Source organism: Altibacter sp. HG106, from assembly GCF_028561755.1.
GTDB lineage: Bacteria > Bacteroidota > Bacteroidia > Flavobacteriales > Flavobacteriaceae > DFVG01.
Genome location: NZ_JAQQTD010000002.1, coordinates 45,280 through 71,664, shown reverse-complemented (window position 1 = coordinate 71,664; position 26,385 = coordinate 45,280). Strand labels below are relative to the sequence as shown.

General features: G+C 43.8%; 28 protein-coding genes. 11 read left to right on the top strand and 17 right to left on the bottom strand.

Annotated features, from left to right (window positions below):
* Positions 1 to 152: 152 nt before the first annotated feature.
* Positions 153 to 380: a hypothetical protein gene (locus PO830_RS03110; protein ID WP_272852084.1), complete on the bottom strand. Its 228-nt coding sequence runs from the start codon at positions 378 to 380 to the stop codon at positions 153 to 155.
* Positions 381 to 691: 311 nt separating this feature from the next.
* On the opposite strand from PO830_RS03110, the gene PO830_RS03105 reads away from it, so the two are divergent.
* Together PO830_RS03105 and PO830_RS03100 are read left to right on the top strand one after the other, a co-directional pair.
* Positions 692 to 2,080 carry a dipeptidase gene (locus tag PO830_RS03105; protein ID WP_272852083.1) on the top strand — a complete coding sequence of 463 codons (1,389 nt, stop codon included), beginning with the start codon at positions 692 to 694 and terminating at the stop codon, positions 2,078 to 2,080.
* Between the two features lie 3 nt (positions 2,081 to 2,083).
* A complete protein-coding gene (locus PO830_RS03100; protein WP_272852082.1) occupies positions 2,084 to 3,334 on the top strand; it encodes a hypothetical protein in 1,251 nt (416 codons plus the stop codon).
* A gap of 263 nt (positions 3,335 to 3,597) precedes the next feature.
* Here the strand turns inward: PO830_RS03100 and PO830_RS03095 are convergent, their stop codons facing one another.
* Complete coding sequence (locus PO830_RS03095) at positions 3,598 to 4,374, bottom strand: DUF1206 domain-containing protein (RefSeq protein ID WP_272852081.1); 777 nt, start codon at positions 4,372 to 4,374, stop codon at positions 3,598 to 3,600.
* Positions 4,375 to 4,668: 294 nt separating this feature from the next.
* On the opposite strand from PO830_RS03095, the gene PO830_RS03090 reads away from it, so the two are divergent.
* Positions 4,669 to 6,429, top strand: a complete 1,761-nt coding sequence (locus PO830_RS03090; RefSeq protein WP_272852080.1) for a tetratricopeptide repeat protein — start codon at positions 4,669 to 4,671, stop codon at positions 6,427 to 6,429.
* A 55-nt stretch (positions 6,430 to 6,484) separates the two neighbouring features.
* On the opposite strand, the gene PO830_RS03085 is transcribed toward PO830_RS03090, so the two are convergent.
* Positions 6,485 to 7,060 carry a PhnA domain-containing protein gene (locus tag PO830_RS03085; protein WP_272852079.1) on the bottom strand — a complete coding sequence of 192 codons (576 nt, stop codon included), beginning with the start codon at positions 7,058 to 7,060 and terminating at the stop codon, positions 6,485 to 6,487.
* Positions 7,061 to 7,186: 126 nt separating this feature from the next.
* On the opposite strand from PO830_RS03085, the gene PO830_RS03080 reads away from it, so the two are divergent.
* Together PO830_RS03080 and PO830_RS03075 are read left to right on the top strand one after the other, a co-directional pair.
* On the top strand, positions 7,187 to 7,561 hold the full coding sequence (locus PO830_RS03080) for a BlaI/MecI/CopY family transcriptional regulator (RefSeq protein WP_272852078.1): 375 nt from the start codon (positions 7,187 to 7,189) through the stop codon (positions 7,559 to 7,561).
* The gene (locus tag PO830_RS03075) at positions 7,558 to 8,997 is read left to right on the top strand and encodes a M56 family metallopeptidase (protein ID WP_272852077.1); all 1,440 of its coding nucleotides are present in this window, start codon (positions 7,558 to 7,560) and stop codon (positions 8,995 to 8,997) included. The genes PO830_RS03080 and PO830_RS03075 overlap by 4 nt, the downstream gene beginning before the upstream one ends.
* Before the next feature lie 64 nt (positions 8,998 to 9,061).
* Here the strand turns inward: PO830_RS03075 and PO830_RS03070 are convergent, their stop codons facing one another.
* Positions 9,062 to 10,492 (bottom strand): cell wall anchor protein, encoded by a 1,431-nt coding sequence (locus tag PO830_RS03070; RefSeq protein ID WP_272852076.1) that lies wholly within the window; start codon positions 10,490 to 10,492, stop codon positions 9,062 to 9,064.
* Between the two features lie 210 nt (positions 10,493 to 10,702).
* Between PO830_RS03070 and PO830_RS03065 the strand changes: the two genes are divergently transcribed.
* Together PO830_RS03065 and PO830_RS03060 are read left to right on the top strand one after the other, a co-directional pair.
* Positions 10,703 to 11,803 carry a DUF4407 domain-containing protein gene (locus PO830_RS03065; protein WP_272852075.1) on the top strand — a complete coding sequence of 367 codons (1,101 nt, stop codon included), beginning with the start codon at positions 10,703 to 10,705 and terminating at the stop codon, positions 11,801 to 11,803.
* Positions 11,804 to 11,862: 59 nt separating this feature from the next.
* Positions 11,863 to 12,597, top strand: coding sequence for a peptidoglycan DD-metalloendopeptidase family protein (locus PO830_RS03060; protein WP_272852074.1), 735 nt, complete (start codon positions 11,863 to 11,865; stop codon positions 12,595 to 12,597).
* Here the strand turns inward: PO830_RS03060 and PO830_RS03055 are convergent.
* The gene (locus tag PO830_RS03055) at positions 12,572 to 13,471 is read right to left on the bottom strand and encodes an ATP-grasp domain-containing protein (RefSeq protein WP_272852073.1); all 900 of its coding nucleotides are present in this window, start codon (positions 13,469 to 13,471) and stop codon (positions 12,572 to 12,574) included. The two genes, PO830_RS03060 and PO830_RS03055, sit on opposite strands and share 26 nt — an antisense overlap.
* Positions 13,472 to 13,526: 55 nt before the next feature.
* Here PO830_RS03055 and PO830_RS03050 point away from each other — a divergent pair, with 55 nt between their 5' ends.
* Positions 13,527 to 13,964: a YybH family protein gene (locus tag PO830_RS03050; RefSeq protein ID WP_272852072.1), complete on the top strand. Its 438-nt coding sequence runs from the start codon at positions 13,527 to 13,529 to the stop codon at positions 13,962 to 13,964.
* Here the strand turns inward: PO830_RS03050 and PO830_RS03045 are convergent.
* Genes PO830_RS03045 through ruvC form a run of 8 tightly spaced genes read right to left on the bottom strand, consistent with a single transcriptional unit; the run spans position 13,961 to position 19,959 of the window.
* Positions 13,961 to 15,208, bottom strand: coding sequence for an NAD(P)/FAD-dependent oxidoreductase (locus PO830_RS03045; protein ID WP_272852071.1), 1,248 nt, complete (start codon positions 15,206 to 15,208; stop codon positions 13,961 to 13,963). The two genes, PO830_RS03050 and PO830_RS03045, sit on opposite strands and share 4 nt — an antisense overlap.
* Positions 15,209 to 15,210: 2 nt before the next feature.
* Positions 15,211 to 15,570, bottom strand: a complete 360-nt coding sequence (locus PO830_RS03040) for an MmcQ/YjbR family DNA-binding protein (RefSeq protein WP_272852070.1) — start codon at positions 15,568 to 15,570, stop codon at positions 15,211 to 15,213.
* A gap of 2 nt (positions 15,571 to 15,572) precedes the next feature.
* Positions 15,573 to 16,460, bottom strand: coding sequence for a transglutaminase domain-containing protein (locus PO830_RS03035; RefSeq protein ID WP_272852069.1), 888 nt, complete (start codon positions 16,458 to 16,460; stop codon positions 15,573 to 15,575).
* Positions 16,461 to 16,494: 34 nt separating this feature from the next.
* Positions 16,495 to 17,121 (bottom strand): DUF4230 domain-containing protein, encoded by a 627-nt coding sequence (locus PO830_RS03030; protein ID WP_272852068.1) that lies wholly within the window; start codon positions 17,119 to 17,121, stop codon positions 16,495 to 16,497.
* Positions 17,121 to 17,474 (bottom strand): DUF4260 domain-containing protein, encoded by a 354-nt coding sequence (locus PO830_RS03025; protein WP_272852067.1) that lies wholly within the window; start codon positions 17,472 to 17,474, stop codon positions 17,121 to 17,123. Before PO830_RS03025 ends, PO830_RS03030 begins: the two co-directional genes overlap by 1 nt.
* Positions 17,471 to 18,217 (bottom strand): cyclase family protein, encoded by a 747-nt coding sequence (locus tag PO830_RS03020; RefSeq protein ID WP_272852066.1) that lies wholly within the window; start codon positions 18,215 to 18,217, stop codon positions 17,471 to 17,473. Before PO830_RS03020 ends, PO830_RS03025 begins: the two co-directional genes overlap by 4 nt.
* Complete coding sequence (gene hemW, locus PO830_RS03015) at positions 18,214 to 19,362, bottom strand: radical SAM family heme chaperone HemW (RefSeq protein ID WP_272852065.1); 1,149 nt, start codon at positions 19,360 to 19,362, stop codon at positions 18,214 to 18,216. The genes PO830_RS03020 and hemW overlap by 4 nt, the downstream gene beginning before the upstream one ends.
* A gap of 45 nt (positions 19,363 to 19,407) precedes the next feature.
* Entirely contained in the window at positions 19,408 to 19,959 is a 552-nt protein-coding gene (gene ruvC / locus PO830_RS03010; RefSeq protein ID WP_272852064.1) for a crossover junction endodeoxyribonuclease RuvC, read from the bottom strand.
* A 33-nt stretch (positions 19,960 to 19,992) separates the two neighbouring features.
* Between ruvC and PO830_RS03005 the strand changes: the two genes are divergently transcribed.
* From PO830_RS03005 to PO830_RS02995, 3 genes are read left to right on the top strand one after another with little or no spacing between them, the layout of a single operon-like run.
* Positions 19,993 to 20,940 carry a hypothetical protein gene (locus PO830_RS03005; RefSeq protein WP_272852063.1) on the top strand — a complete coding sequence of 316 codons (948 nt, stop codon included), beginning with the start codon at positions 19,993 to 19,995 and terminating at the stop codon, positions 20,938 to 20,940.
* On the top strand, positions 20,937 to 22,070 hold the full coding sequence (locus PO830_RS03000; protein ID WP_272852062.1) for a glycosyltransferase: 1,134 nt from the start codon (positions 20,937 to 20,939) through the stop codon (positions 22,068 to 22,070). Before PO830_RS03005 ends, PO830_RS03000 begins: the two co-directional genes overlap by 4 nt.
* 34 nt (positions 22,071 to 22,104) lie before the next feature.
* Positions 22,105 to 22,977 carry a hypothetical protein gene (locus PO830_RS02995; RefSeq protein ID WP_272852061.1) on the top strand — a complete coding sequence of 291 codons (873 nt, stop codon included), beginning with the start codon at positions 22,105 to 22,107 and terminating at the stop codon, positions 22,975 to 22,977.
* Here PO830_RS02995 and PO830_RS02990 read toward each other — a convergent pair.
* From PO830_RS02990 to PO830_RS02975, 4 genes are read right to left on the bottom strand one after another with little or no spacing between them, the layout of a single operon-like run.
* Entirely contained in the window at positions 22,967 to 23,449 is a 483-nt protein-coding gene (locus PO830_RS02990; protein WP_272852060.1) for a hypothetical protein, read from the bottom strand. The genes PO830_RS02995 and PO830_RS02990 overlap by 11 nt on opposite strands.
* 41 nt (positions 23,450 to 23,490) lie before the next feature.
* The gene (locus tag PO830_RS02985; protein WP_272852059.1) at positions 23,491 to 24,618 is read right to left on the bottom strand and encodes a tetratricopeptide repeat protein; all 1,128 of its coding nucleotides are present in this window, start codon (positions 24,616 to 24,618) and stop codon (positions 23,491 to 23,493) included.
* Entirely contained in the window at positions 24,611 to 26,026 is a 1,416-nt protein-coding gene (locus PO830_RS02980) for a M56 family metallopeptidase (RefSeq protein WP_272852058.1), read from the bottom strand. The genes PO830_RS02985 and PO830_RS02980 overlap by 8 nt, the downstream gene beginning before the upstream one ends.
* Complete coding sequence (locus PO830_RS02975) at positions 26,023 to 26,385, bottom strand: BlaI/MecI/CopY family transcriptional regulator (RefSeq protein WP_272852057.1); 363 nt, start codon at positions 26,383 to 26,385, stop codon at positions 26,023 to 26,025. The genes PO830_RS02980 and PO830_RS02975 overlap by 4 nt, the downstream gene beginning before the upstream one ends.

The window sequence follows — 26,385 nt, the reverse complement described above, 5'->3', positions numbered from 1 at the left end:
GAAAACATGTGGGAGGTTGTTCCGATACTGCGGAACTTTTTTCCGTTGCAAACGAAGTTTCCGAAAGAAAAACAACCCCTAATACTAAAATTATTTTTTTCATAAAGTATAAATTTTAATTAGTTACAAGTTTGACTTAAAAAACAGATTGCTTACTGTTGATTCTGTTGACATGCATTTGTACATCCAACGACCCACGTTCCAAATTGGATAGCAGTCCAACCATACAAATCTCTAAATATTTGCCCAGCAGTATTACACTGTTGGAAACAAGAAGGAGGTTGTTCTGATAGTTGCTCTGCTATTTGAGAGCTCTTCTCCGTAGCAAAAGAAGTTACTGAAAAAAGAGCAATAAATAATACAAGAATAATTTTTTTCATAAGTGAAACATTTTTAATTAGTTATACCCTAAATAGAATAAATAATTGAATTATTTAAGAATTTAACAAATATATTGAACCAAAGCTAAAAGTAATACATTCCTACTGCATGACTTTTAAAAAATCTTGAACATTCTGATAAAAGCGCAATCCAATAATCTGAAATTTTTCGCTTAACTGATTCCTATAAATTATTCCCGCTAAGTATTTAAATATCATTACATAATTATAATCCATCATCGTAATCTATTAGCTCGGAAGTTTATAATATAAATAATCTCTTGTACCTTTATAAAAATCAAATTTTATCTATGCAAGACACTCATAATTATATAGAAAAAAACAAACAACGGTTTATCGACGAATTGATCGAACTCCTTAAAATACCTTCAATAAGTGCCGATTCGGCCTACAAGGAAGATGTTCTAAAAACAGCCGAAGCCGTTCGAGATAGTTTGCAAAAGGCAGGATGCGATACCGTCGAGATCTGTGAAACACCAGGATATCCTATCGTGTTTGGGGAAAAGATCATCGATTCCAATCTTCCTACGGTTTTAGTCTATGGGCATTACGACGTACAACCCCCAGATCCGTTAGACCTGTGGAACAGTCCGCCTTTCGAACCTGTCATTCAAAAAACCGAACTACACCCCGAAGGCGCGATTTTCGCTCGAGGGGCCTGCGATGACAAAGGCCAGATGTACATGCACGTGAAAGCGTTGGAATATATGACGCAAACCAATCAGCTTCCGTGCAATGTGAAGTTTATGATTGAAGGGGAAGAGGAAGTGGGCAGCGAAAGCCTGGAAGGATTTGTGACGAAAAATCAAGAGAAACTCGCCAATGATGTTATTCTCATTAGCGATACCGGAATGATCGCTAATGATATTCCGTCGATCACCACAGGGCTACGCGGACTCAGCTATGTAGAAGTAGAAGTCACAGGACCCAATCGCGATTTGCACAGCGGACTCTACGGTGGGGCGGTCGCCAATCCCATCAACGTGCTAGCCAAAATGATCGCGTCGCTTCACGATGAGAACAACCATATCACCATTCCCGGTTTTTACGATAAAGTAGAAGAATTATCTTCCGAAGAACGCGCGAAAATGGCGGAAGCGCCCTTCAATAAAGAAGCGTATAAAAAAGCATTGGATATCGATGACGTCTATGGAGAAAAAGGATACACCACCAACGAGCGCAATAGTATTCGTCCAACTCTCGACGTCAACGGCATTTGGGGGGGCTATACCGGAGAAGGTGCCAAAACCGTGATCGCCAGTAAAGCGTATGCGAAAATTAGCATGCGTCTGGTGCCACATCAAGATTGGAAAGAAATCACACTATTGTTTAAGTCGCATTTCGAACGCATCGCTCCTGAGGGAGTGCGTGTGGAAGTACAACCGCATCATGGCGGACAAGGCTATGTAACGCCGATTGACACCGTGGCATACCAAGCAGCGTCAAAAGCGTATGAAAAAACCTTCGGAAAGACGCCTATCCCACAGCGAAGTGGCGGGAGCATTCCTATTGTCTCGCTTTTTGAAAAAGAGCTGAAAAGTAAAACCATTTTGATGGGATTCGGCTTAGACAGTGATGCGATCCATTCTCCCAACGAGCATTTTGGCGTTTGGAATTATTTAAAAGGAATCGAAACCATACCACAGTTCTATCATTATTTCGCCACTATGCAAGAATAGCCCATGATTTTCACGCGTGCGCACAAAGAGCGTTGGTCTTTCGTGGCCAAACTAGTATTCAGGTTGCTGTTTCTCTACAGCACGCTTTATATTTTTATGACATTCTTTGGGCAGGGGTTTGGCGGATTCATGCGGTGGTTTGCTGAAACCGTGCTTCATTGGGGTGCTGATTTTAGCACTGCCTCCACCGGTAGTGGGGACACGACCTTTCATTATGTGCAACTGATTTTTGTTGCGATTTGTTCGGTGATCGGGACACTTGTTTGGACGGTGTTCGATCGAAAACGAACCGCGTACAATCAACTGGCGTACTGGTTTCGGGTTGGAATTCGATGTTATCTGTTCTTTTTTATGATGACCTACGGATTTGTAAAAGTTTTTAAAATACAGTTTGCCGATATCCAACTTACTAAGCTCTTACAACCTATTGGAGACCTATCACCCATGGGGCTCGCATGGACCTATATGGGACATTCTGTTGCGTACAATTTTTTTGTTGGACTGGCGGAACTTATCGGAGGATTGCTTTTGCTTTCCCGCAGAACGCAAACCTTGGGAGCTCTTGTCATCGTTGGTGTGATGGGTCATGTAGCCGTGATGAACTTCACCTATGATATTCCCGTGAAGTTGTTTTCGGTACACCTGGTCTTTTTTGCATTCTTACTCTTACTGTCCGACGGTAATCGCGTAATTAACTTCTTCTTATTAAATAAAGAAACAACGGCTATTTCTGAGCCAATTCCTTCCACAGAATCTACCTATATTTGGGTCATACGGGGACTAAAAATCCTCACACTAGTTGTTGCTATTGGGTTGTTCACATTTCAATCGACAACCGTGATGAACCGAAGAGCTTCTACCAAGGCGCCAGCGCCCTTTTACGGTATCTGGGAAGTCCGCACCATGACGCAAAATCAGGACACCCTTCCGCCGCTACAAAATGATGGATATCGGCTAAAGTATGTGGTGATGGAAAGGAAGAAGCGATCGGCGGCTATCTTCATGGACGGCTCAAAAGAATGGTGGAATACGCGCATCGACACTACAGTGAAGAAAATAGGATGGCATACTTCAGAAAGCGATTCGATTCCTCTTAATTTTTCGTATCAATTTGTGGGGTCTGAAGCCCTGCAAGTTGATGGCGTGATGGAGCGTGACACCCTCTCTATGCTCTTAGTTAGGAAGAATCTTGAGGATTTTGAACTGATAGGACGTCGCTTCCACTGGATCAATGAAACTCCCTATAACCGATAATACCTTCGGAAAGATATCGATCTAACCGAGAAGCGGCGGATACGTTCCCTTATTTTTTTTCGAAAGAAGAATTCAAAAGTAAATCCAATTTGATGAACTTCAGATTAAACAGTGACACCCTACATGCTCTTAAGGATTATTTCGGCGTTTGAAACCATTGGAAAGGAATCGAAACCCTTCCACAGATTATTCCATTATTTCAGAGCTATGGGGATGCATTCTAAATATGTTGCATATAGAACCCTTACTAGTGGGGAACCTTTCTAATCTATAGACACCTTCGGATATTTAGCTTGTATAAACATAAATATTCCGTAGGATACCAGCCCCAGTGCTACAATTCCCATAACGGCTGCACCAAATGTATTTTGCAGAAAATTGAAGGCCTCCACTTTACCATCCATTGAATCTTTAGAACCTAGTGAAACCTTAAAAAGCAGGTAGGCTACGATGGAAGAGACAACACCTCTCGCGCTAAAACCAATCACTCCGGCGCGGATGAGTACCTTTTGTGCTTTTCTGCTCAGACTACTTTCCTGCACCTCCTCTTTAAATTTTTTGGAATAGGCTTTATAAAATTGAAATAGCCCCTTTCCTAAGATACATAACGCTATAAAGGCAATTATATAATTTCCATAAGGCGTATCTAAAAGCTGCTGAATATAAGGTGTATCACCAGCGTTTGAATTTGAACTGATTACCATAGTGGTTGCGCTAACGCCAAGGGCACCATAAAAAATAGCACTAACCAAAAATCCGATGCGCTTCACTGCCCCTTTTAGTTCATTCCATCCCTCTTCAGTATTATAAAATGCCTCGTAGCATCTAAAAAAAGCATATCCAAATAGACCAACAGCAATAACAATTAACAATACCATCCCATAAGGTTGTCTTGCTAAAAATTCTAACACAGTGCTTTGTCCACTCCGAGAACCTCCTAGATTGAACGCCGCTAATGTCGTAAGAGCGCCTATTAAGGCATAGACCATTCCTTTGGCCACCATTCCGAAGCGCGCGAAATTTTCTCTCTTTTTACCCATGAAAATCTAAGTTGAACGTTAAGAAAGATAGGCAATCATTGAGAATTGGTGTATTAAGTCCACGTTATAAATAGCCTAAAATTTACCTAAAAACAAATAGTAAACTACTATATTACAGATTTTTAAGACCTGTGTTTTATCATGAAGCAAGTCAATAAAATGAAGTATTGATCCTTTCCTCTTGCGATGTAACGTGGCAAAAGTAAGGACGGCTAACAACAAAATACGTTGCCAGAGTAATTTGATAAATGGATATATGTATCTTTATCTACTCATAACCAAACAACTAACCTTTTGAAATCATTTCTTAAGTTCTGGAATGAATTGCGTCGCAGGAATGTTCCCAAGGGTATTATCTCGTACATTGTTTTTTCCTGGGTTTTGTTGCAAGTTATATCAGTATTGGGATCCTTAATTTCTATTCCGAATGGAACAGGAAAAACAATTTTGATTTCGCTATTGATTCTTTTTCCCTTCTGGCTTCTTTTTTCGTGGTTTTATGATATAACCCCTGAAGGAATACAGCGTACAGCGCCCCTTGATGGAGAAATTAATGCTGAACGTACCGAAGCCATTGGTAAAAAACTGAACATGTTTATTCTAGTTTTTCTAAGTATTGCGGTGGTGCTGCTTATTGTAGACCGATCGCGTCTGGTTTCAGAGAAATCGGGAAGCTCATTGGCCATCAACTCGGCACTTCATAATTCCATTGCGGTGTTGCCATTTCACGATATGTCACTGCAACAAAATCAGGAATATTTTGCAGATGGTCTAGCGGAAGAACTTCTCAATTCGCTTGCCAGAATTCCCGATATGCGAGTGACCTCAAGAACTTCGGCTTTCTCCTTTAAAAGTCAAAATCTCGATATTAAGAGTATTGCAGACAAACTCAACGTCAATTATATCTTGGAAGGAAGCGTGAGGACCCAAGACAGTTTAATTAGAGTTAGTGTAAAATTGATCGACACCCGAAACGACCGGAATCTCTGGGCGCAAACGTGGGATAAAAAACTTCGGAACATTTTTCAAATTCAAAATGATATTGCCCAAGCGGTGGTCAAGCACATGCAACTTCACTTGTTAAACGCTTCTATTCCTAAATCGCGTGAAGCCAAAGCGACAGCCTACGATATGTACTTACAGGCTAAGTACGATTATCAAAACTCCATAGGGAAAGACAAGCTTCTTGAAGTGGAGGAGAAATTGAAAAAATCTTTGGCAATAGACCCTACCTACGCACCAGCTTGGCAACTACTAGGGTCGGTATACCATTCGCAGAACAACTACGGCATTTTAAATGCCACCGACGGGTATCATCTTTCTGAAGAAGCACTGTTGAAAGCGATGGAAATAGATAGCACGTATGCAAGGACATACGCGGCCATGGCAACATTAGAATTAGACTATAATCAGGACATAAGAGAAGCGGAAAAATGGAGCCAAATGGCAATGGAGTTGGCACCTAATGACGCTGATGTCCTTGACAGGGCTTCCGAAGTAGCCAGCCTTCGTGGCAAATGGAATGAAGCCATACAATTGAATAAACGAGCGATTCAACTGGATCCATTAGACGATTACAACTATCATAAAATAGCAAACACCTATTATTTTGCCGAACGGTATAAGGCTTCCATTGAAAGTATCAAAAAAGCCATCGAGATTAATCCCAATAACGATGTTGTATATTCCACTTACGCCTTGTCATTAATTCAATTAAAGCGATATCGAGATGCCTTAGCGGTTATTGATAACGAACCCCTGGAAGGATTTCGGCTTTACATAAAAGCCATTATCTATCATTTTCTAGGAAATACAGAGGCTTCAAAGAGTGAGATGAGGCAAATGATTGAGACGTATCAGGAAAGTTATAGCTTTCAAATTTCCACTGCCTATGCTGCGATGGGCGAACCGAAACAAATGTACCATTGGTTGAAAAAAGCGAGGGAGAACGAAGATCTTGGACTTACCGAGTTACCGCTCGAACCACTATTCAATCCCTACAGAAATGAGAAACGCTGGAAAGAATTTGTGGAAACCCTCGATTATAAATATTGATTTTTCGTATGCGTTATAAATCACTCACCAAAACAATAATTCAAAGAGGAAACCCTTACATTTTCTTTATGTAATCGGTGACCAGAACGATGTGTTGCCCATCAACCTTTCCCTCAATATAGTTCTCATTTTCCGGATCTAGCGAAATACGACGTACCGCTGTTCCCTGTTTGGCGACCATACTGCTGCCTTTTACTTTTAAATCTTTGATAAGCACTACCGAATCGCCCGCTGTAAGTTCGTTGCCATTTACATCCCGATGGGTAATTTGTACTTCTTCCTCCCTTGTTAACCTGGCTTCTGCCCAGGCTCGGGTATCAGGTTCCATATACATCATGTCCAGCAAGTCTTGAGGCCACCCTTCATTTTTTAGGGCAAACAAAAGTCGGAAAGCCATCACTTGAACCGCCGGAACTGTACTCCACATACTATCGTTAAGACAGCGCCAATGGTTGGTGTCTAAGGGAGTCGCTTCAGAAATCTGATCAAGACAGATCGAACACACGTAGATAGCGGTTGCTTGTTCCTCTGAAAGAGCATCTGGAACCGTGTAAACCGAAAGCCCCTCGGTTCCGGAGCATAACTCGCATTGATTTTGAGATCGCGCTTGTAACTGTGATGCTATATCCATGCGTCAAAGAACCGTAATTTTTTTCGACTACCGAAATTATGGCTTTGGCAATGATTCTATAATATATTTTACTCTACATTTGTAGAATTAAAAATTTTATTCTACGTTTGTAGAACAATTTTCCCTATGAACTCACTTTCAACAGCCGAAGAACAACTCATGCAATTTCTCTGGAAAGAAAAACGCGCATTTATGAAGACATTAATCGAGGCCTACCCCGAACCTAAACCGGCTACCACAACGGTAGCCACGCTGTTAAAACGCATGGGAGAAAAAGGATATGTAGGCTACGAGCAGAAAGGACGTTCTCGTGAATATTTTCCAAAAGTGAAAAAGAAGGATTATTTCGCTACTCATGTGCAGGGATTAATTCAGCGCTTTTTTAATAATAGCGCCACCCAATTCGCCTCTTTCTTTACCGAAGAAACGTCCTTGTCTCAAGAAGAATTAAAGGAGTTGCGAAGCCTAATCGATGAAAAAATTGAAAGTCCGAGCCCATGATAGTTTACGCTATAAAATCGATACTGTGTTTGGGTATTCTCTATATGGGCTACCTATTGTTGTGGGAACGCACCTCATTTCACCATTTTAAGCGAGGCTACCTCCTTTCAGCGCTAGTAATCTCTTTGGCAATACCGGGTATCACAATTACCGAATATATTGAAGCCACCCTACAGCCGGTCACCACAAATTTAATAACTGTGGTTCCCACTGCGACACCTACTTTGGATGTGGAAACGGCACCCTCGGGAATGTCGTTACTCTTATGGGGCTATATCCTGGGTGTGGTTGTTTTCCTCTTTCGCTTCGGAAACCATGTACGTCAGCTTTGGCTAAAGATTCAGCGGCATGTTCATACTCATAAGAATGGTTTGATTCACGTTCAGTTGGACACTTCAGAAGCACCACACACTTTTTTACAGTATATTTTTCTTCCGAAGGAACACAAAACGAAACCCCTTCCTCAGGAAGTCATCCAACACGAAGAGGCGCATGCCATACAACGACATTCGCTGGACGTACTGCTGGTTGAATTCCTTCAAGTGTTTTTTTGGTTTCATCCGGTCCTGTACTTTTACAAACGCTCGATGAAGTTAAATCACGAGTTCTTGGCCGATCAAGCCGTACTACAAAAAGGGGTGCAAACACACCACTATCAAAAATTATTATTGGCGTTTTCTGGCAATACCTATTCCCCGGCCTTAACGCACTCCATTCAATATTCATCTATCAAAAAACGATTTACTATTATGAAAACAACCCCTTTATCCAAAACTTCCAGATGGGCGAGACTGCTCTTCTTCGTGCCTGTTTTAGCACTTCTCGTATGGGGCTTTAGTAGCAAAGAACAAGTGGTTCGATCTGCTGATTCGACTATAAGCCACCTCCTTTCCGAAGGAGATAAGATTAGGCTCTATGTACATCAAAAAGAGGTCACTGTTAATGGCCAAAAGATTGCTGCTTCCGATTTCGCCAAAACCGTTGATGCGCTTACTAAAAACTGGTCGAAAGCGTCCATGAACTCCTTTCAATGGGACATTTTTTATGACAATGCAGACAAAGCGACCCTTAAAACACTCGAATCAGAATTTCTTAAAACGAATCTATACAAGGTGACACAGCGCGGTTTGAAAGCTACTCCACCGCCGCCGCCACCTCCGGCACCTGATGCGAACAAAACGCCACCGCCGCCCCCTGCTCCCGAAACCGATTCACCACCGGCACCCGAGCGGGTGTATTACAGTGTACCGGAACCACCGCCACCTCCTAACCCCGATCCGGTGGAATACGTGAAAGAATTGGCCAAGAGAGGGGCTATTTTCTACTCAGGACCTCATAAAAATTCGTTAGAACAAATGCTAGAATTGGCCCGTAAATCGGATTCGCTACAATTAGACCTCAGCGAATATCCCATTGTGCGATTATCGGGATGTTAACAGCCTCTTTGTGATACTAAAAAGCCCCCGGAAATTCGGGGGCTTTTTATTGATTGCTTTGTTTTTATTTAATACTAACACTCTCAGAGAACACTACAAGGGTATCGGTAAAGCTCCCCGTTAAACGTTGTACGTATATTTCAATATAGTCGTCGGTAGTTAAATCTATTACAGCGTTCAATGAAATACTTTGAATCTGGCTATCATTGTCTATTCGCACAACTGCATTTGAGCGCTCTAAAGGAACACCATTTTTTGCAATGGTAAATCCATAGAAATCACCCGATGCATTTGTTACTCTAACAGATAGGGAAGCGACGATCTGAAAAGAACGTTCAATGGTTCCTTCATATACCATCCTGTTTCCATTTCCTTCAATGCGAAAACGAAATAACTTATCAGATCCATAGTCGATTGCCGGAGCTTGAATTTCAACAGCCGTCCCATTGCTTATGGTTTGTGTAAAACCCGTTGTAATAACCCCGTCATAATAAAAATCTGCATTCGCAAGCTCGTGTGTTTCGTTTAAAAGTCCGGAGCAATTTACATACCACTCAACGGTAAAGTTATAGCCTGGATAAGTACCTGTGGTATATCCATTTACGAAATCGCCATTTCCAACAAAACTAATCCCAGAAAGGGAAGCCTCGTTATTAATAGATGGGTTCGCACTCACATCAAGCCCCGTTTCACCGGAATTGACAACAATTCTACCATTCGCCATTTGAATATTGCTGAAAGTTCCATTTAAATCAAGAAATGTCCCTGTATTGGTTTCCGTCCAAAATGAATTACTCATAAAGTAGGAATCAACATCAGTTACTGTAAATCCATCTCCATTGTTTACATATTGCGTAATGCTGAAAAACGCCAAATCCAATCCATCTAAGTTTCCTAAAGAAGAGCTTCCAACCATAACAGAATTATTGAGCACTAGTGTACCTCCCGTTAGATCGAAAATTGAACTACCGTTTCCGTCTATTGTAATATTTCTCAAACTTCCTCCAACAGAACCTGTAAACAAGGTTCCGCCGGATGCATTTATCAAAATATCCTCGCTCACGTCGACACCTTCAATGTAAGCACCGTTCAAATCGATGGGAGCATCCACAGTAATGCTTCCGTTAATTTCATATAAATAATCTGTGTTCAACACGTAGCTTCCTCCAGAAAACTCATCAGAAAGATCTGATATATCCTTCACTAATTTATAGTTGTCTCTTATTTCGGCACTTCCAAGCGGCTGCCAAATAGCACCATCAAAATAGTAGAACAAATCGAGATCAGTATCAAAGACAAGTAAGCCCGTAGCGGGACTCGCTATGGCTGTGCGTTGAGCAGTGGTCATTCTTGGTGTAAGCATTCCACCATCGGTAGAAGAAATATCCAGCGCAGCAGAAGGATCTGGATTGGTCGTTCCAATTCCAACTTGCGCATAGAACGGCACGGTAAAAATGATGAAAAATAATAGCAGTAATGAAATGTGAGGTTTCATAAGTATTGGGTTTGTTTCTTTGCCATAAATGTTCTTTCGGAACCTCTATGAACAAAAGTTATTAAAAAAGGGGAGCGTTTCGCGCGGCAAAAATACGATTAATTTCTCGTTTTATCGAAGAACTACACGCTTCGATTATTCGCTTTCTCACACAACATCGCAGGTGATTATACGTTTTAAATACTCCATCAATCAAAAAATCAGCGTCTTATGCTACAACGTTTTTTTATTTTTTGCTCGGGAGCCGACACCGATATTCTTGAACAGTGCTCTGCCGGAGAGCGCACTAAATATGCAGGAATTGGTGCCACGGTTTTCTTCACCGCTGTCATGGCAACCATTGCTGCCGCATATGCCTTGTTTACGGTATTTGACAGTTATGTCTCGGCAATTTTCTTCGGAATCATCTGGGGCTTACTCATCTTTAATCTAGACCGGTTTATTGTTTCCACCATCAAAAAACGAGATAATTTTTTCGATGAACTGATCCAGGCCTCACCCCGAATCGCGCTTGCCGTTATAATAGCAATCGTCATTTCAAAACCTTTGGAGCTAAAAATCTTTGAGAAAGAGATCAATCAAGTGCTTCTGGAAGAGAAAAATGCAATGACGCTCGAAAACCAAGACCAATTAGCACTGCAATATACGCCTACTCTCAACGCCATAGCAGCAGAAATAGAAGAACTGGAATCTGAAGTCCGTACGAAAGAAGCCGAAGTAAACGCCTTATACGACACCTACATCGCCGAAGCAGAAGGCCGCGCCGGAACCGAAATCTTGGGTAAAGGACCCGTTTACCAGGAAAAACGCGACAAACACGATGCCGAGCTGGCCGCGCTCCAGAATCTTAGAGCGACCAATGCTGATAAAATCAATGCGCTCGAGACACAACAGCAGACCCTAACCAATGAATACAACGAAAAAGTCGCCAGCACCCAACCGGTGATAGATGGATTCGACGGACTCATGGCACGGGTGAACGCCTTAAATAAATTACCGTGGCTGCCTTCTCTTTTTATTTTCTTATTGTTCTTGGCCATTGAAACCTCGCCAATTTTGGCAAAACTTCTCTCGCCTAAAGGGGCCTACGATCTCAAGTTGGCTGAGCAGGAAGGAGCGGTTCGATCTTGGGTAACGCAACAACAAATGCAACGGGAAATAGTAGTTACCACCGATCGAGAAGTAAACAATCGAGTGTATGCTGATATCGCAGAAGAGCAGGAGCTTTATGATTACAAACGACAGAAAGCCAGGGAGCTGATGCAGCTGCAGGCAGATGCGTTCTATAAAAAGCAAAAATCCGTGCTTTAGGTATCTCAAGATATTCCGGATTTCGCTATCTTCACTTTCCGAATAACACGCAACAAATCGTGAAGTCAGAAGAAGTACATACATACCTCACTATGCAGTGCTCATTGCACGATATGTTTCCAACGCTTCCCTTTAGTCGTGTAGAAGCGCCGGACATGTCGGTTGGCAGCACCTTCTTCGGAACCGATCCGGTTCATGAAAATCTGGAAACCGCACAGCACCGTATGGATCGGTTTCAGCAGCAACACCCCGACGCATTAATTGCCAATGGGTATCTGGAAGCTCGTTCCTTTTATAATACCGATCGCTACCAGCGCCAAACGCCTACAGGCAAAGAATATCGAAACATCCATTTGGGTACCGATTTTTGGGTTGCCGATCGAACCCCTCTTCATTGTCCCTTGCCCGGAACGGTGGTTATTTCTCACAACAACGCATTTCATAAGGATTACGGACCCCTACTGGTTGTAGAACACCGTATAAAAGACCAACGATTCTATACCCTGTATGGGCATCTCTCAGAAGATTCATTGGTTCATAGCCCGGCAGGTACCACCCTTGCACAAGGAGACCAACTGGGTTGGATTGGAGGTGCTTCAGAAAACGGGGACTGGGTGCCGCATTTGCATTTTCAAATTTTAACCCACTTACTGGGAAATACCGAAAACTATCCCGGTACTGCCTACCCCTCTGAATTGGATCACTGGATGGCATTGTGCCCCAACCCCGATCTGCTGTTCAAAGAGCATCTTCCCCAGGGTCCCGCCCTTAGACTTGCCCCATCTTGGTCTTAATAGCACGGGCGAATTGATGTGCTGCAGAAGGATGATCACGCAACCAAATTTCGGGTTCAATCAATTCTAATTCTGAAACCATAGGAGCTCCGGCTTCATCCCACATGATATCCACACGTCCATACACCGGAAGGGATAGACAACTATTCATAGCATTTTCAGCAAGTGTGATCTCCGCTTCGGAAGCTTCATATGAATGTACGGTTCCTCCAAAATCATCCTGCACGCGAAAATCGCCCGCCTTCGCCTTTTTCAGAATAGCATGGGTGAATCTTCCTCCAAATACCATCAGCGAAGCCTCTCCTTTTTGTGTAATGGACTTCTGAAAGGGTTGTACTAGCATATCTCGCTGTGCAAGGAGTTCGGCAAACCGAGGAGTAAAGGCTTGAATCTGGGAGCCCTGTAATTGATATGTTAGATAGGCCGCTGCTCCAATTGCAGGCTTTACGATTACATGCTCCCATGCATTCGTCTTACAAATTTCTTCGAGCGACCTATGGGTTTTGGTGCTCGCAAAAAAGGTGGGGACGATAGGAATCTGCTTTTGTTGAAGGTCATGCAAGTAATGCTTATTGACATTCCATCGTACCATATCGATGGAATTGATCAAATGCGTTTTTTGCGGTACCGATTCCAGCCATGTCATAAACTCGTCATATCGCTCGTAGTAATCCCATGTCGTTCTGAGAACCACGGCATCACTGTTTTCCCAAGCATAGTTTGGATTGTCCCAGGCGGTACGCTTCACCAAAAACCCTTCGGCTTCCAAGGCAGCTTTCAGGAGTTCATATTCCTTCAAGATATTCGCAATATAAGGAGTCTTCTTTTTGGGATGTGCATATCGCTGTTCGGTAACTAAGGTAATGGTTGGCATAGGATACATTTTCGGAATAGAAAATAAACTTATTTTTACCATCTAAATGTACGGTATGAAATCAATTTATCTCACCCTTTGCCTGCTTTTTTCAATGGTCTATTTTGTCTATGGACAATCCTATTCCGAAGATAAAAAAGCCATCTTAACGGTTATGAAAGCACAGGAAAAAGCGTGGAGTGCCCACGATCTTGAAGGTTTTATGGAAGGCTATTGGAAAAGTGATTCCTTAACGTTCTACGGTGCCAGCGGTCTCACCAAAGGGTGGCAAGCTACCCTTAACAATTACAAAAGAGGCTATCCTTCTCCAGCCGACTCGGGAACCCTTCGCTTTACCATTAATGATGTGTCACCCATCGATGCTACCAGTTATTGGGTGATGGGTGCCTATCATCTGGAGCGGACCAAAGGCAATGCCGAAGGTGTGTTTATGATTATCTTTAAGAAAATCGATGGCGAGTGGAAGATTGTAGCGGATATGTCCTGCGGCTAAAAGCTGCGATCCGGATGAAAAGAGGCAACGGAAAACGGGCATTTTTTTCCGGATAAGATTGCGGCGATTATAGCACCGGTTGCAGGTGCCATACTCCATCCCATCATGGCATGCCCTGTGGCAATAGCAAGATTGTCGTAAGCAGCGGTACGGCCAATGTAGGGCAATCCATCAGGAGTCACCGGGCGCAATCCACAAGCCACTTGAGCTTGTTCCGCTTCAGAAACAGACACGGCATTATAATAATGGGGCACAGCTCTGGCTATAGCTTCTACCCGTTCTTTTCTAATTTTCGTGTTGATTCCTGAAAGTTCCATAGTACCCGCAAATCGAGTAGCGTGCTCCATAGGCGTTACTGCTACTTTTGATTCGGCAAGAATGGCCGGCAATGTAATAGGAAGCCTACGCGACACATCAATACGATACCCTTTCCCCGCTTCCAGCAGTAATGAGAGTCCTAGTGAGGCAGCCAGCGAACGGCTCCAGCTTCCCGCTGCTAGCACAAACTGATCCGCCTCAAACGTGGAGGTAGCTGTCTGTGCCGCCAGAATGCGCGTTCCTTTCTTTTTGAATCCTACCACCGCCTGCTTCGGAAGAATGGTAACGCCTTGCTGTTTCAAATGTGTTTTTAGCTGCTGCATGACCTTATGTGGAGTACTGTGCCAATCGCATTGGTAATGAACCCCTCCTAGAACAGCATCTGAAACGGATGGTTCTAAGGCCTTTACCTGGTTTTTGGTAAGCATCGTAGCTCCTAGTCCTTCCCGCTGTACCAACTGTTGGAGTTGTTGTTCTTTCTCCAACGCTTTGTGAGTGATGCAAAGCGTTAGCAGTCCTTTGTTTTCAAGATGAAATTGAAATGCGGGTAAGGTCAATAGCTCCTGATACAGCTCCACACTCTTCACAGAGAGGTCTTTAATGGCCTGAACGGCTTTGGCAGACTTGGCTGCGGTACAACTCTTCTGAAATGCTCGCGCCCAACGTAGAAAATCTTTTTCAAGTCTTGGTTTTATGTACAACGGACTCGCACGGTTAAACATCCATTTAAGTCCTTGCCGCACCATCCCAGGTGAAGCTAACGGCACCAAATGACTGGGCGAAACAAATCCTGCGTTCACATACGAAGCGCCCGAGCTCATATCAGACTGGTCTAAGAGAGTCACCTGAAACCCTTCTTGCTCGAGATAGAAGGCCGTACATAAGCCAACGATACCTCCCCCCACTATTACCACACTTTTTGACATGTCTATAGTTTGGCGTGTGCTTCTCTCACTTTTTTGGGTAAGCCGTCTACGATCAATTGATACGAATGGTCGATAAGTTCATATAGCAACTCGGCAGGTATGGCACCTTCCAAGGTCACGGTATTCCAATGTTTCTTGTTCATATGATACCCAGGGATTATGAGTCCGTCGTACGCTTCGCGCAATTCTAACGAACGTTCAGGATCGCATTTTAAATTAGCGGTTAATGGCTGCCGTTCCAGACTTGCCAATGCAAACATCTTGTTCATCACTTTAAACACCAAGGTATCATTGTCAAAAGGAAATGATTCGGTGACACCTTTTTTCTGAAGACAGTAGTCTCTAAATTGCTCAATATTCATACCTACTTAATTTTATATCCCAACACAGGTTGTTCGTTCATGTAAATCAGGAGAAATTGTGCCCCCAAAGAGAGCGGAACTTCAAACTGTAGCCTTCCTTCGCGCATTTCAAAAGGAATTTCAGCATAGGTCTCATTCATGCGATAGGCAAGGGTCTCCGGGGCTTTGGTATGGATACTAAAAGGAATGTTCCCCAAAAAGGTTTCCAATCGCAACACTCCTTTGGTTGGTGTTTCCAGTGCAGAGAAATCGAATCGATCCTGCAACAACAAAGGACGCTCGCTAAAGGCTTCGAATGAGACTGGCGGTTCGAGTAACTGATCTTCCTCCAACTCCGGGAAATGACTATTGATAAATACTTCCGCAGGAGTTTGAAAGTACACATAGCTAGGATCAAATATAAAAGCTCCATCATATCTTCCCGCTCCCCAAGTAGGATCGAAGTGAAAATAGGTGCCATCTATCTTTGCAATATTCCACATGTGATTGGTGTTGAAAGACCGACCGATATCGTTGAAATGGGTTTTGGTATCCCCTCGCACTAGGTAGCTTGAAATCCCTACTTCCTCACAGAGTTTTTCAAAAAGCATCGCATAGCCTTCACAAACAGCGATCCCTTCTTGCAGGGTTCGGGCAATCACTTGCTGGCGTGTTTTTTCTTCTTTGACATTCCGCTCGCGGTAATTTTTAAAGTTGAAGTTAAACTTTTTGTATTCATCAGGGTCGTAGGCCACATTCGAAATGATCCAGGTATAAATAGCCCGTACCTTTTCGGCTTCGGAAGAGAAATCGCGATTGATAAAATGGGCCAGTTCTGTTGTCGAATCAAAAGAAGAAGGATAGAGTTCTATGGTGGCATCAACACGCTCGAAATCTTGTGCCTGTAGCATTGGACTACCAAGGTACCCCAGTAAAAAAAGGACCCTAACTATTGTTATTGTTTTCATTTTGTAGCAAAGAAGTATGATGGGGAGTGAGCTGTGAGTAATCTACTTTCCAATGAATGGTAGCCGCCAGGTTTTCTAATAACTGCATGGTTTCGTAAGCCTGTTGGTGTGCCTCTTCCAACAACCCGCTGCCCGGTATTTTATCGACAATGTATTGTTTCGCTTCGGCATTGATTTCGGTGAGGTCGGAAGCCGTAAACGGATTGGCCCAACCTTCTTTCTTATCATAATACTTGAAGTCGGTTTCAATTGAGAGCAATTCGGGCTTTGGAAACTGACTCACAATAATTGTTCGCTGTGCTTCATCGGGTTCCAATTGAAGCGTCGTAAGATCGAACCCCACATGCGCTTTGGCCTCGATAAGCACCAGCGCTTTTTTCTTTCCTAAGAGACGGTTAACCCATTTGTGCTTCATACTCTCGTAATGATAAATCTCTGAAAAATCACCTTCTACCGTGATCAGCTTACATACAGACCGAATTTGTCGCATCAACACCACCGATTGCCGCTGTGCTCGTTGTTTTTTTCGATCTTTGGTTACCCAACCGAAAATGAAGTAGGCAGCGATGGCACCTAGACCCAGTCCTAAAAACAATGTTTCCATTAGGCATTTTTTATTTTGTCGAGATGGGTATGTTTAAAATGATCTTTGTATTTGAGGCCATATCCCACGGCCCGATCCAAGGAGGCATGAGAAAACAGTATAATTCCTACCAACAGCATCCAAGGATAGTTTGTGAGAATCCCCAGGAGTACTAGCGCGATGGCGATTCCTTTATGATGGAACAGATTATAGGTAAGCGCCCCAGTTCGTGGGCTTTGGAGATACCCCAACATACCAATATCTGGCGTAAGAATCAACACCGGAAACCACCACCAGGCAAATTCAAGTTGCGAAAAAAAATACAGTCCAGCGAGAAACTGCATCCACTCTTCTATTTTCAATACTGTTTTCATTCTATAGCATATAATACAGGTCTACTGGGCGCGGCATCATTTTCAAAATTAGCGTGTTGTAAGTTCAGTACATATCTACCGTCGGCCACTTCGTTTGGCACGTAGATCAATTCTGTAATGGTTGCGTTGTAACGGGGGGCTTCGGGTACATTCCAAAAAGCCTTATGCGCCGCCAATGCCCCTTCGTCTTTCTCTTTATCTACCGAGGGCAAATCGATCAACAAATGTTGTATTCCCAAGTTGCGCATATAGGCCGCCGCATCTTCGTGAAGGTACGGCCAATTACTGTGGGAATACTTTTTCTGCTGTTTTTCGTCGGTGTTCGGGAGGGTTCTAATGATCAGCGCTTCCGGTGTACTACCGTTCAACATTTTTTTAATTTCTATTGCGGGAATAATTTGATCGTCTCCCACGGTTTCAGGCACTACGGTAATCACTTCCGCCAGAAAAAAATATCGGTCTAATAGCCTGGCGATCGAATGCGCTTCCTTCGTAATATGCCCCACCGATTCGGTATGGGTGGCATGCGCATGTGGGTTGAAATAGATGTTATTGAAATTGACAGAGGCGCCTTCAGCAACACTGCCCTTCCAATCACCAAGCTGTACCGGCTCTATTTTAGGTGTATCCAGATACCAGGCCACCGGGTTCTCTTCAGATCCGCGCAGCGTCAATGAGATGTCGATCGGTGCGTGCAAGTCGATCGTTATAAGTCGCTCATCTATCTTAAGGGTAGCTTTCATTGCGTTTCTTCTGAAGGATTTAAATGTACTAAGAATAAATCACTTGCAATACCGTCACTCAGGAACTTTCCTTTCTCTGAAACGCGCAAGGTTGTTCCCTGTTGAAGTAGGTAGCCTTGTGCGATATGGGTAGCGGCCTGCTGTTCGGCATAGTCTCGATAAAGCGTTCCAAAGGTGGTTTCCAACACGTTCAGGTCCATTCCTTCCTGTAGTCGTAAGCGCGTCATCACGTATTCGTTATAACGATCGGTTTTGGTGAGCGTTTCCCGTTCTATAGGTAAAATTTCCCGTTGCAGCGCCCTAATATATTGGGCATTGTTGGCAATATTCCAACTTCGTTGTCTGCCGTCGTAGCTGTGCGCTGAAGGTCCGATCCCCAGATACGGCTTCCCCAGCCAATACCCTTGATTGTTTCGAGACGCGTAGCCCGGTTTTCCAAAATTGGAAAACTCGTAATTGACGTACCCTTCTTCTTTGGTAGCCTTGACCAGTAGCTCGTGATGTTGTTGCGCAGCCTCATCTTCTACCGGCGGCACAATGCCTTTTTCGATAAATTTTTTCAGCGCGGTTCGCGGTTCTACGGTTAGGGCATAGCACGAAAGATGGGGAACTTTTAACGCAAAGGCCTTTTCAAGGTTTTCTTCCCATCGCCCTAATGACATGTCGGGAATGCCATAGATGAGGTCCATGCTTACGTTCTCAAAATAATCTAGAGCACGCTGCATCACCTCCCAGGCTTCTCCTGCGGTGTGGGCGCGATTCATCAGTTTGAGGTCTTGCTCAAAAAAGGACTGCACGCCAATACTCAGTCGGTTTACCCGACTTTTTGCCAGTTGTTCCAGTACGGCTTCGGAAAGATCATCGGGATTGGCTTCTAAGGTGATTTCCGGTGAGGTCTCTAGGGAAAAGGTATCTGAAATTACGGATAAGAGCCGTGCTATCTCTTCCGAAGTCAATAAACTTGGCGTACCACCCCCAAAATAGATGGTTTCAAGCGGACCTTTGAGTTCGTTTTTGCGAAGCTGAAGTTCGTTTTCCATAGCCCGAAGCAAGGGTTCCTTTTTTTTAAGGGAAGTTGAAAAATGAAAATCACAATAGTGACAGGCTTGCTTGCAGAATGGAATATGTAGATAGAGACCTGACATCAATAATTTTTCTTCGGAAAGGTACGCAATTGAAGCCTGGGGTAGCTATTGGACGCGATCTTCATTTTGTTTGACAAAGGCATCCCAACCCGAATATTTTTTTCCGGTAGCTATGCTTCCGCTATTGTAGAAGTGACACACCGCCGCCGCCAAGCCATCGGTACTGTCCAGATTCTTCGGAAGGGTTTTTAGCCCTAAGGTTTGTTGCAACATCTTAGCCACCTGTTCTTTGCTTGCGTTCCCGTTTCCGGTGATGGCCATTTTAATTTTTTTAGGAGAATACTCTGTCACCGGAACTTGCCGAGACAGGCCCGCGGCCATGGCAACCCCTTGTGCTCTTCCCAATTTTAACATGGACTGAACATTTTTTCCGAAGAAGGGTGCTTCAATAGCGATCTCATCGGGATGATGTGTATCGATGAGCTCGAGCGTACGTTCAAAAATTTGCTTCAGACGTACGTAGTGATCGTCGAATTTGGAAAGTTTGAGTTCATTTAGTTGAAGAAACAGCATCTCCTTTTTGACCACTTTAATCAACCCAAACCCCATGATCGTGGTTCCGGGGTCTATCCCTAAGATGATTCTTTCCGAAGTCATACTGCAGCAAAAGATTACTTACTTTAGCGAAACATGATCGCCATTTCCTACAAAGCTAAACATTATGGTTGGATTGCCCTAAAGGGAATTATTTTGGTCGTAACCACCTATTATGTCTATAACAAGCTGTCGCAAGCCGATCGGGAAATCGACTGGTTATGGCAGTGGACCCAAAGAGCAAGTTCGTACGCCTGGTTTGGGGTGTTTGTCGCTTTGGCGACCATCAATTGGTTATTAGAAACGCAAAAGTGGCGGACTGCGGCGTCTCAGGTACGCAGCATTTCTTTTCGTACCGCCTGGAAACAAAGCCTAATGGCCTTAACCGCATCGCTGGCAACGCCCAATCGCATTGGCGAATATGGAGCAAAAGCATTGTTCTTTCCGCCGAGGCATCGAAAAAAGATCATGCTCTTCACCTTTGCGGGTCAGAGTAGTCAAATGGCCATTACAGTGCTCATGGGGAGTGCCGGGTTGTTAGTCAGTTCGATGTCGGTATCCACCATTATTTCCCCCACCTTTTTTTGGGGTAGCCTAGGGATCACACTTGTTATCTTGGGCCTAATGTATCGCTACCGAAAAATGGACTGGTTCGTCCAAGGTGCGAGTCCGTTGCGAATTTGGAGCTTTTACCGGAACCTTTCTACAACTCTCTGGGGAACGCTGCTAGGATATTCGTTACTGCGATACTTTTGTTTTAGCAGCCTTTTCTATGTGATATTACTGGTTTTTGGTGGTTCTATGACCGTTCTAGAATTTTTTCCCGTCATTACGATCCTGTATTTGCTCGTGTCGATTATTCCCTCTTTTGTATTGTTAGATGTAGTGATTCGGTCTGGGGTTGCCGTTTGGTTATTCTCCTTTTATAACATTCAGGAAATCATTATCTTAGGAACGATTTTTTTGATGTGGTTTCTCAATGTGGTACTCCCCGCCCTACTGGGTTCCTGGTATCTTCTCACCGTTAAAAAACAGCCCGTATGATCGCTGTTAGTATTGGTATTACTGCCGCATATTTAGTACTCCTCCTGTGGATCTTGTGGGGATATTTCCGTTGTGAAAGCGTTCCAGATGTATTGACAGACGGTCCTCCACCCAAAACACTGTTTACGGTCATCGTTCCGTACCGGAACGAGATCGAACATCTGCCGAGCTTATTAGGCTCGTTAAAAAACCTGGAGTATCCGCATAGCATGTTCGAAATCATTTTTATGGATGATGCCTCAGACGACGGTTCTACCGAATTGATTGAGACCATGCTCGCCTCCATTCCAATTCCCTCTCGGATAGAGAAAACGCCATCACACACAGGCTCGCCCAAAAAGGATGCTATAAGTCACGCGGTACAGCTGGCTGAATTCGACTGGATCGTAACTACCGATGCCGACTGTGTGGTTCCCAAATACTGGTTGCGAGCGTTTGATGCGTACCTTCAGAACCATTCGGTTCAACTCCTGGCAGGTCCCGTATTTATCAAGGGCAAACAAAATCGGAGAGAGCAGTTTCAAACCTGGGATGGAATTAGTCTGCAGGCCCTTACCATGGCTGGGTTCGGAAATAAGACGCCGCTGTTGTGTAATGGCGCCAACCTGGCGTATGCTAAAAACGCCTTTTTACAGGTCGCCGGATATCACGGGAACACCCACATTGCAAGTGGAGATGACGTGTTCCTGTTGGAAAAAATGACCACCCAATTTCCAGGTCAAACGGCCTATTTAAAATCGCCACAAGCAATTGTGAACACCGCGGCAGAGGAACAGTGGAGCCATATTATCGAGCAACGAATAAGATGGGCAAGTAAAACGTCCAAACAAAAGAACTGGAGAAATCCGCTTATTGGAGGGATCGTGTTCTTAGCAAATCTTTGGTTCCTTCTCGGTTTATTACTGTCGCTGCTTTTTTCGGAACTCTTCAAATACTATCTGGTATTCGCTATTCTAAAGGTGCTGCTCGATCCTATTATCTTATGGACCTGCGCACATTTTTTTCGGAAACGGCTCTCCATTTCCTACTATCTGTGGAGCGCCTTATTCTACCCCTTTGTGACCCTTTGGGTGGTTTTTAAGAGCACTACCAGTGGCTACCAGTGGAAAGGCCGTCGTTTTAATACCTAATTATTTAGTACATTAGTCTCTCAATTATCGCCCTATGAAACTGAATCACCTACTTTTAGCTTGCTTCTTTCTGCTAACCGCCTCCATGGTGGCACAAGACACTTACACGATCAACGGAACCAGCTATACGCTAAAAACTGAGGTTTCGGGACCTCTTACTTTGCTGTGGAATACCGTGGATGGAGAATATCGCTATTTTTCGAAGAAAGGAGGCACGATCCTCGAATTGCGAAACACGCGGAAGAACGGTCAATTTCAAGAAGAATACAAAGCGATACTGCAATCACAAACGGCAGACGCTTCCGTGAACGTTTCAGAGGTTAAACTCACCGTTCCCAGTTTGCGATCCTTTTTTATCACCTACAACAAACAAGTCGACCCCAATTACGCAATAGACACTCCGTCGGTCGCCTTAAAGACCCGACTCGGAGGGTTTGTAGGCGGAACTAATTACGTGTACGCGACCAATCCCGATAATAGTATCATCCCTCAATTTGGGGTAGAATGGGAAATCTATGATGAGGTAAAACTACGCCGACATGCATTAGTGTTGCAATTCCGACAGCTTCTGGGGACCTCCGATTACGATTTTTCATCCTCTCAGTTCTCGCTGAACTATCGTTTCAAGTTTATAAAGAGTGCTGCATTCGACTTCTTCGTGAACACCAAAATTGTAAACTATATTGTGGTCAATCAAAACGTTGAATTTATAGATGATTCTGACGAGTTGATTACCTTGGGTAATTACAACGAATTCCTAGCACCCTTTGCTTTGGGAATTGGGGCCGATATTGCGCTGGGGAATGGCTATCTTACCGTAGCGTATAACGATATTGTTGCGCTCAATTTGAATAATAACGATGAATTTCCGGTAGATTTCACGGTGGGATACAAGTTCAATCTGTAGTGGCCAACACCAACGGAAATGAATAATGGGACCGTACCGGTATCCCTCTTTTATAGGCCGGCTCGAGTCGTGGAAGCGAATCCATACTTTCTTGTATCCATGCGGTTAAATGCGGAAGAGATGCCTTGGTAAGACTATCCATATCAAGAGGGTTTCTAAGAATGAGCTCCCCGTTCTTTGCAATCACGAACTCAATCCACAAAGTATCGTGAAGCGCTTGTGTCGCTTCCAAATCTCGGTTTTCGATAGACCGATACAAATGGTCTAGAACCGTTGTTTCGAAACACTTTTTTTGTTCGGCTTTTTCCGTGAAGGACATACAAGCGGGAAAGGTAGGGTAACGGTCTACGTCCTTCCAATCTAGCTGTGCTTTTTCCTGTTCGTAAAAGGTTTCCGAAGAGATCTTCTCGGTTTCAAAAAACTGACAGGAATTCAAAATTATTACCAATAGTATGAAAACAGCGTACTTCATAGGCGCAAACAGTGCTGAAAAGTACGATTTTTAGTTCATACTTAATCCTTCTCGAAGTGAAGTTGGGTCGTAATGTCTTTAATACGTTGTTTGGCATAGGCGCTGTAGAGGCCATTTTCACCGAATTTCGCCAAATAGCGCTCGTAATGAGGAATCGCTTTCGAGGCATCCGATTGTTGGTTTTCAACGGCGGTGGCTAACATATACCAGCCACGCTGACTTTCAGGGTTCTCGACAACAACTTGTTGCAGAGCTTCGTACTGCTTCTTGTATCGTTTCTGTGCGCCATAGAGTAACGCCAACTGCATGTATTCTTCTTCCACAGAAGGGCGTTTCAAAAGTATGGCGATCTCGTAATGCCGCTCCGCTTTATCGTATTCCTTGAGTCCGCTATACGTAGCAGCCACCCCCGCATGCCATTCGGGAATCTTATCATTGAACTGATTGATCAGAATTTTGTACTGTGTTAGCGACTTTTCGTACTGCAGCGTCGCCCTGTAGGAAATCGCGAGGTGTTCGTGTAACGATTCGTTGCTTTTTCCCACGCTCACAAGTCGTTCATAATCCTCAACGGCCTGGTGAAAAGCTTCCGTATAAAAAGCATGTAGGGCCCTAAGATTGAGAAAACGAAGACTGTTAGGGTTTTGCTTCAGCGCTTCAGAAATATAACGGGATGCGGTGTCAAAATCTCGCTTGGTGAGTGTGTATCGCGCTCGCTTATAGCGTGCATTTTGATGTCGCGGTTCTAACTGAAGCGTTTGTAAAAAGAGCTGCTGTGACAAGGAATCATTTTCTCCTTCCCAAACCAATCCACGTTGGTAGTGGTAGGTCGCCTGCATCGGGTCTTTCACCGATAATTCGCGCAGCAGACTGTCGGCCGCCAGTTTATTGCCCTCTCGAAAGTACAATGTTGCCAACGCAAATGGTACGGTAGGAGTTTCCGGCTGCTTTCGTAGTTGTTCTTCATACAAGGAGATCGCCTTCGACAGGTCGCCCCAATGCTCGTAAATAGCCGCTTGTTGCTTCCAGGTGTCGGGAATCTCCTGATACATCTGCAAGGCTTCAGAATAGGTTCCAGCGGCATACAGGCTATCGGCCAAAGCCGAAGGTGTTTGGCCTTCGGCTTTAAAAACTAGTACTCCCAAAATGATTAGGAAAACTCTATTCATCTATACTGAAAACTATTGGAAGCGAATACATTACTGAAACTTTTTTTCCACGATGCACGCCAGGTGACATTTGCGGCAACAAATGAATAACTCGTAAGGCCTCAGTTTCTAATTCTGGCTGCGGGGCACGCGCTTTTGCATCTAAGATATTTCCTTCAGTATCAATTTTAAACTGAACGGCAATACGCTGGATACCCATCAGTCCTTGTCCCTTAACTACGTCGGTATTAAAATTCTTGACGACCAAACTGGAAATCTTTTCCGTCATGCATTTTTTAGCTGCTTGTTGCCCTAAATTCTCACATCCCGGGTAAATTGGCGTCTCATCAATAGTTGCGAAAGGAACTTCTTCAGTGCTTACAACTTGGGAATATGTCATTCCTTGCGGATTAACAGGGTGTAGTGCCGTTGAGAGTTGGGTAACCCTAACATTCAAGGTGTTTAGTTGTTTCAATTCTTCCTCGGAAAGTTCCCCTTTGGCCTCTAGCGCCTGCTGTAGGTCGACGATCTTTTCAGAAATTTCAGAAGGTGCTTCCGAAGCTCGCTCTTGAGAACAGGCGGTGTAGATGAGCATCCCGCCAATAATCGGGAGCAATAACAAATACTTGAGTTGAACAATATTCTTGGATTTGTTTTTACGTAACATAATAATTCGTTTTTTGATTAATGATTGATTGAAAAATGTATTGATGAATGAAACGTTCTTGGTTTGAAATACCTGAGAAAGTAATTCCTGATAGTACTTGGAAGATCCTTGTAAGCGCGCCACGTGCCGGTCGGCTGTGTATTCGTGTAAGGCCCCCACTCGATGCTGAAACAGGTACACTAGCGGATTGAACCAAAAGAAGATTCGGAGGAATTCAAAATAAAGCAGGTCGTAACTGTGCCATTCGTCTACATGTACCTTTTCGTGTTGTAAGATGGCCGCTCTCTGCGTCGCGTCCACAGACGCTCCCAGATAAATCTTTCGGAAAAAAGTGAAGGCTGCCGTTGACTGCGGTAATTCAATGTAATCGATGCCATGACTTTCTTTCTGTTTCCCTTGAAGGGTTAGTTGCACCATTCGAAATAGTTTGATTCCCAATAGCGAAAGCGCTACCAGGCTCCCAAAGGCCCATAGCATTGTCCAGGAAAACCACGAAGTTGTTCCGGCAAGCACGCTCCCGGCTTCAGAAGTTGTGGAAACCGACTCACCTACGATGACCGTTGGCAGTGAAATCACATAGTTCTCGGGGATCTGCGCTCGTATGGCTTCTATTCGAATCATTGGAAGCAACAAGGAAGCCAACGGAGTTAATAATAAATACCATCTATTGGCGCGATGAAAGGTCTCTCGCTTCAGAAATACATCATAAACAAGTAGAAACAACACTTGAAATGCAATGGTTTGGAGAAGATAATGTATCATTCTGAATCTTTTTTAATTTCTTTTAGCACACCCTCTAACTCTTGTAAACTCATATCGTTTTTCTTCACAAAAAAGGAAACGAGACTTTTAAACGAGCCTTGGAAATAGCCGTCCATCAATTTATTCAGACTTTGATGACTGTACTCTGCCTTATGCACCAAAGGGAAATAAATATGCCCACGACCTTCCTTTCGATACCCCACAAATTCTTTGTTTTCTAAGATGCGAACGATGGTCGAAACGGTATTATAGGCCGGTTTTGGCTTTGGTAACTCGTCAATGATCGCAGCCACGTTGCCTTCGCCCAGGTCCCACAATACCTGCATGATGTCTTCTTCTGCTTTTGTTAGTTCTTTCAT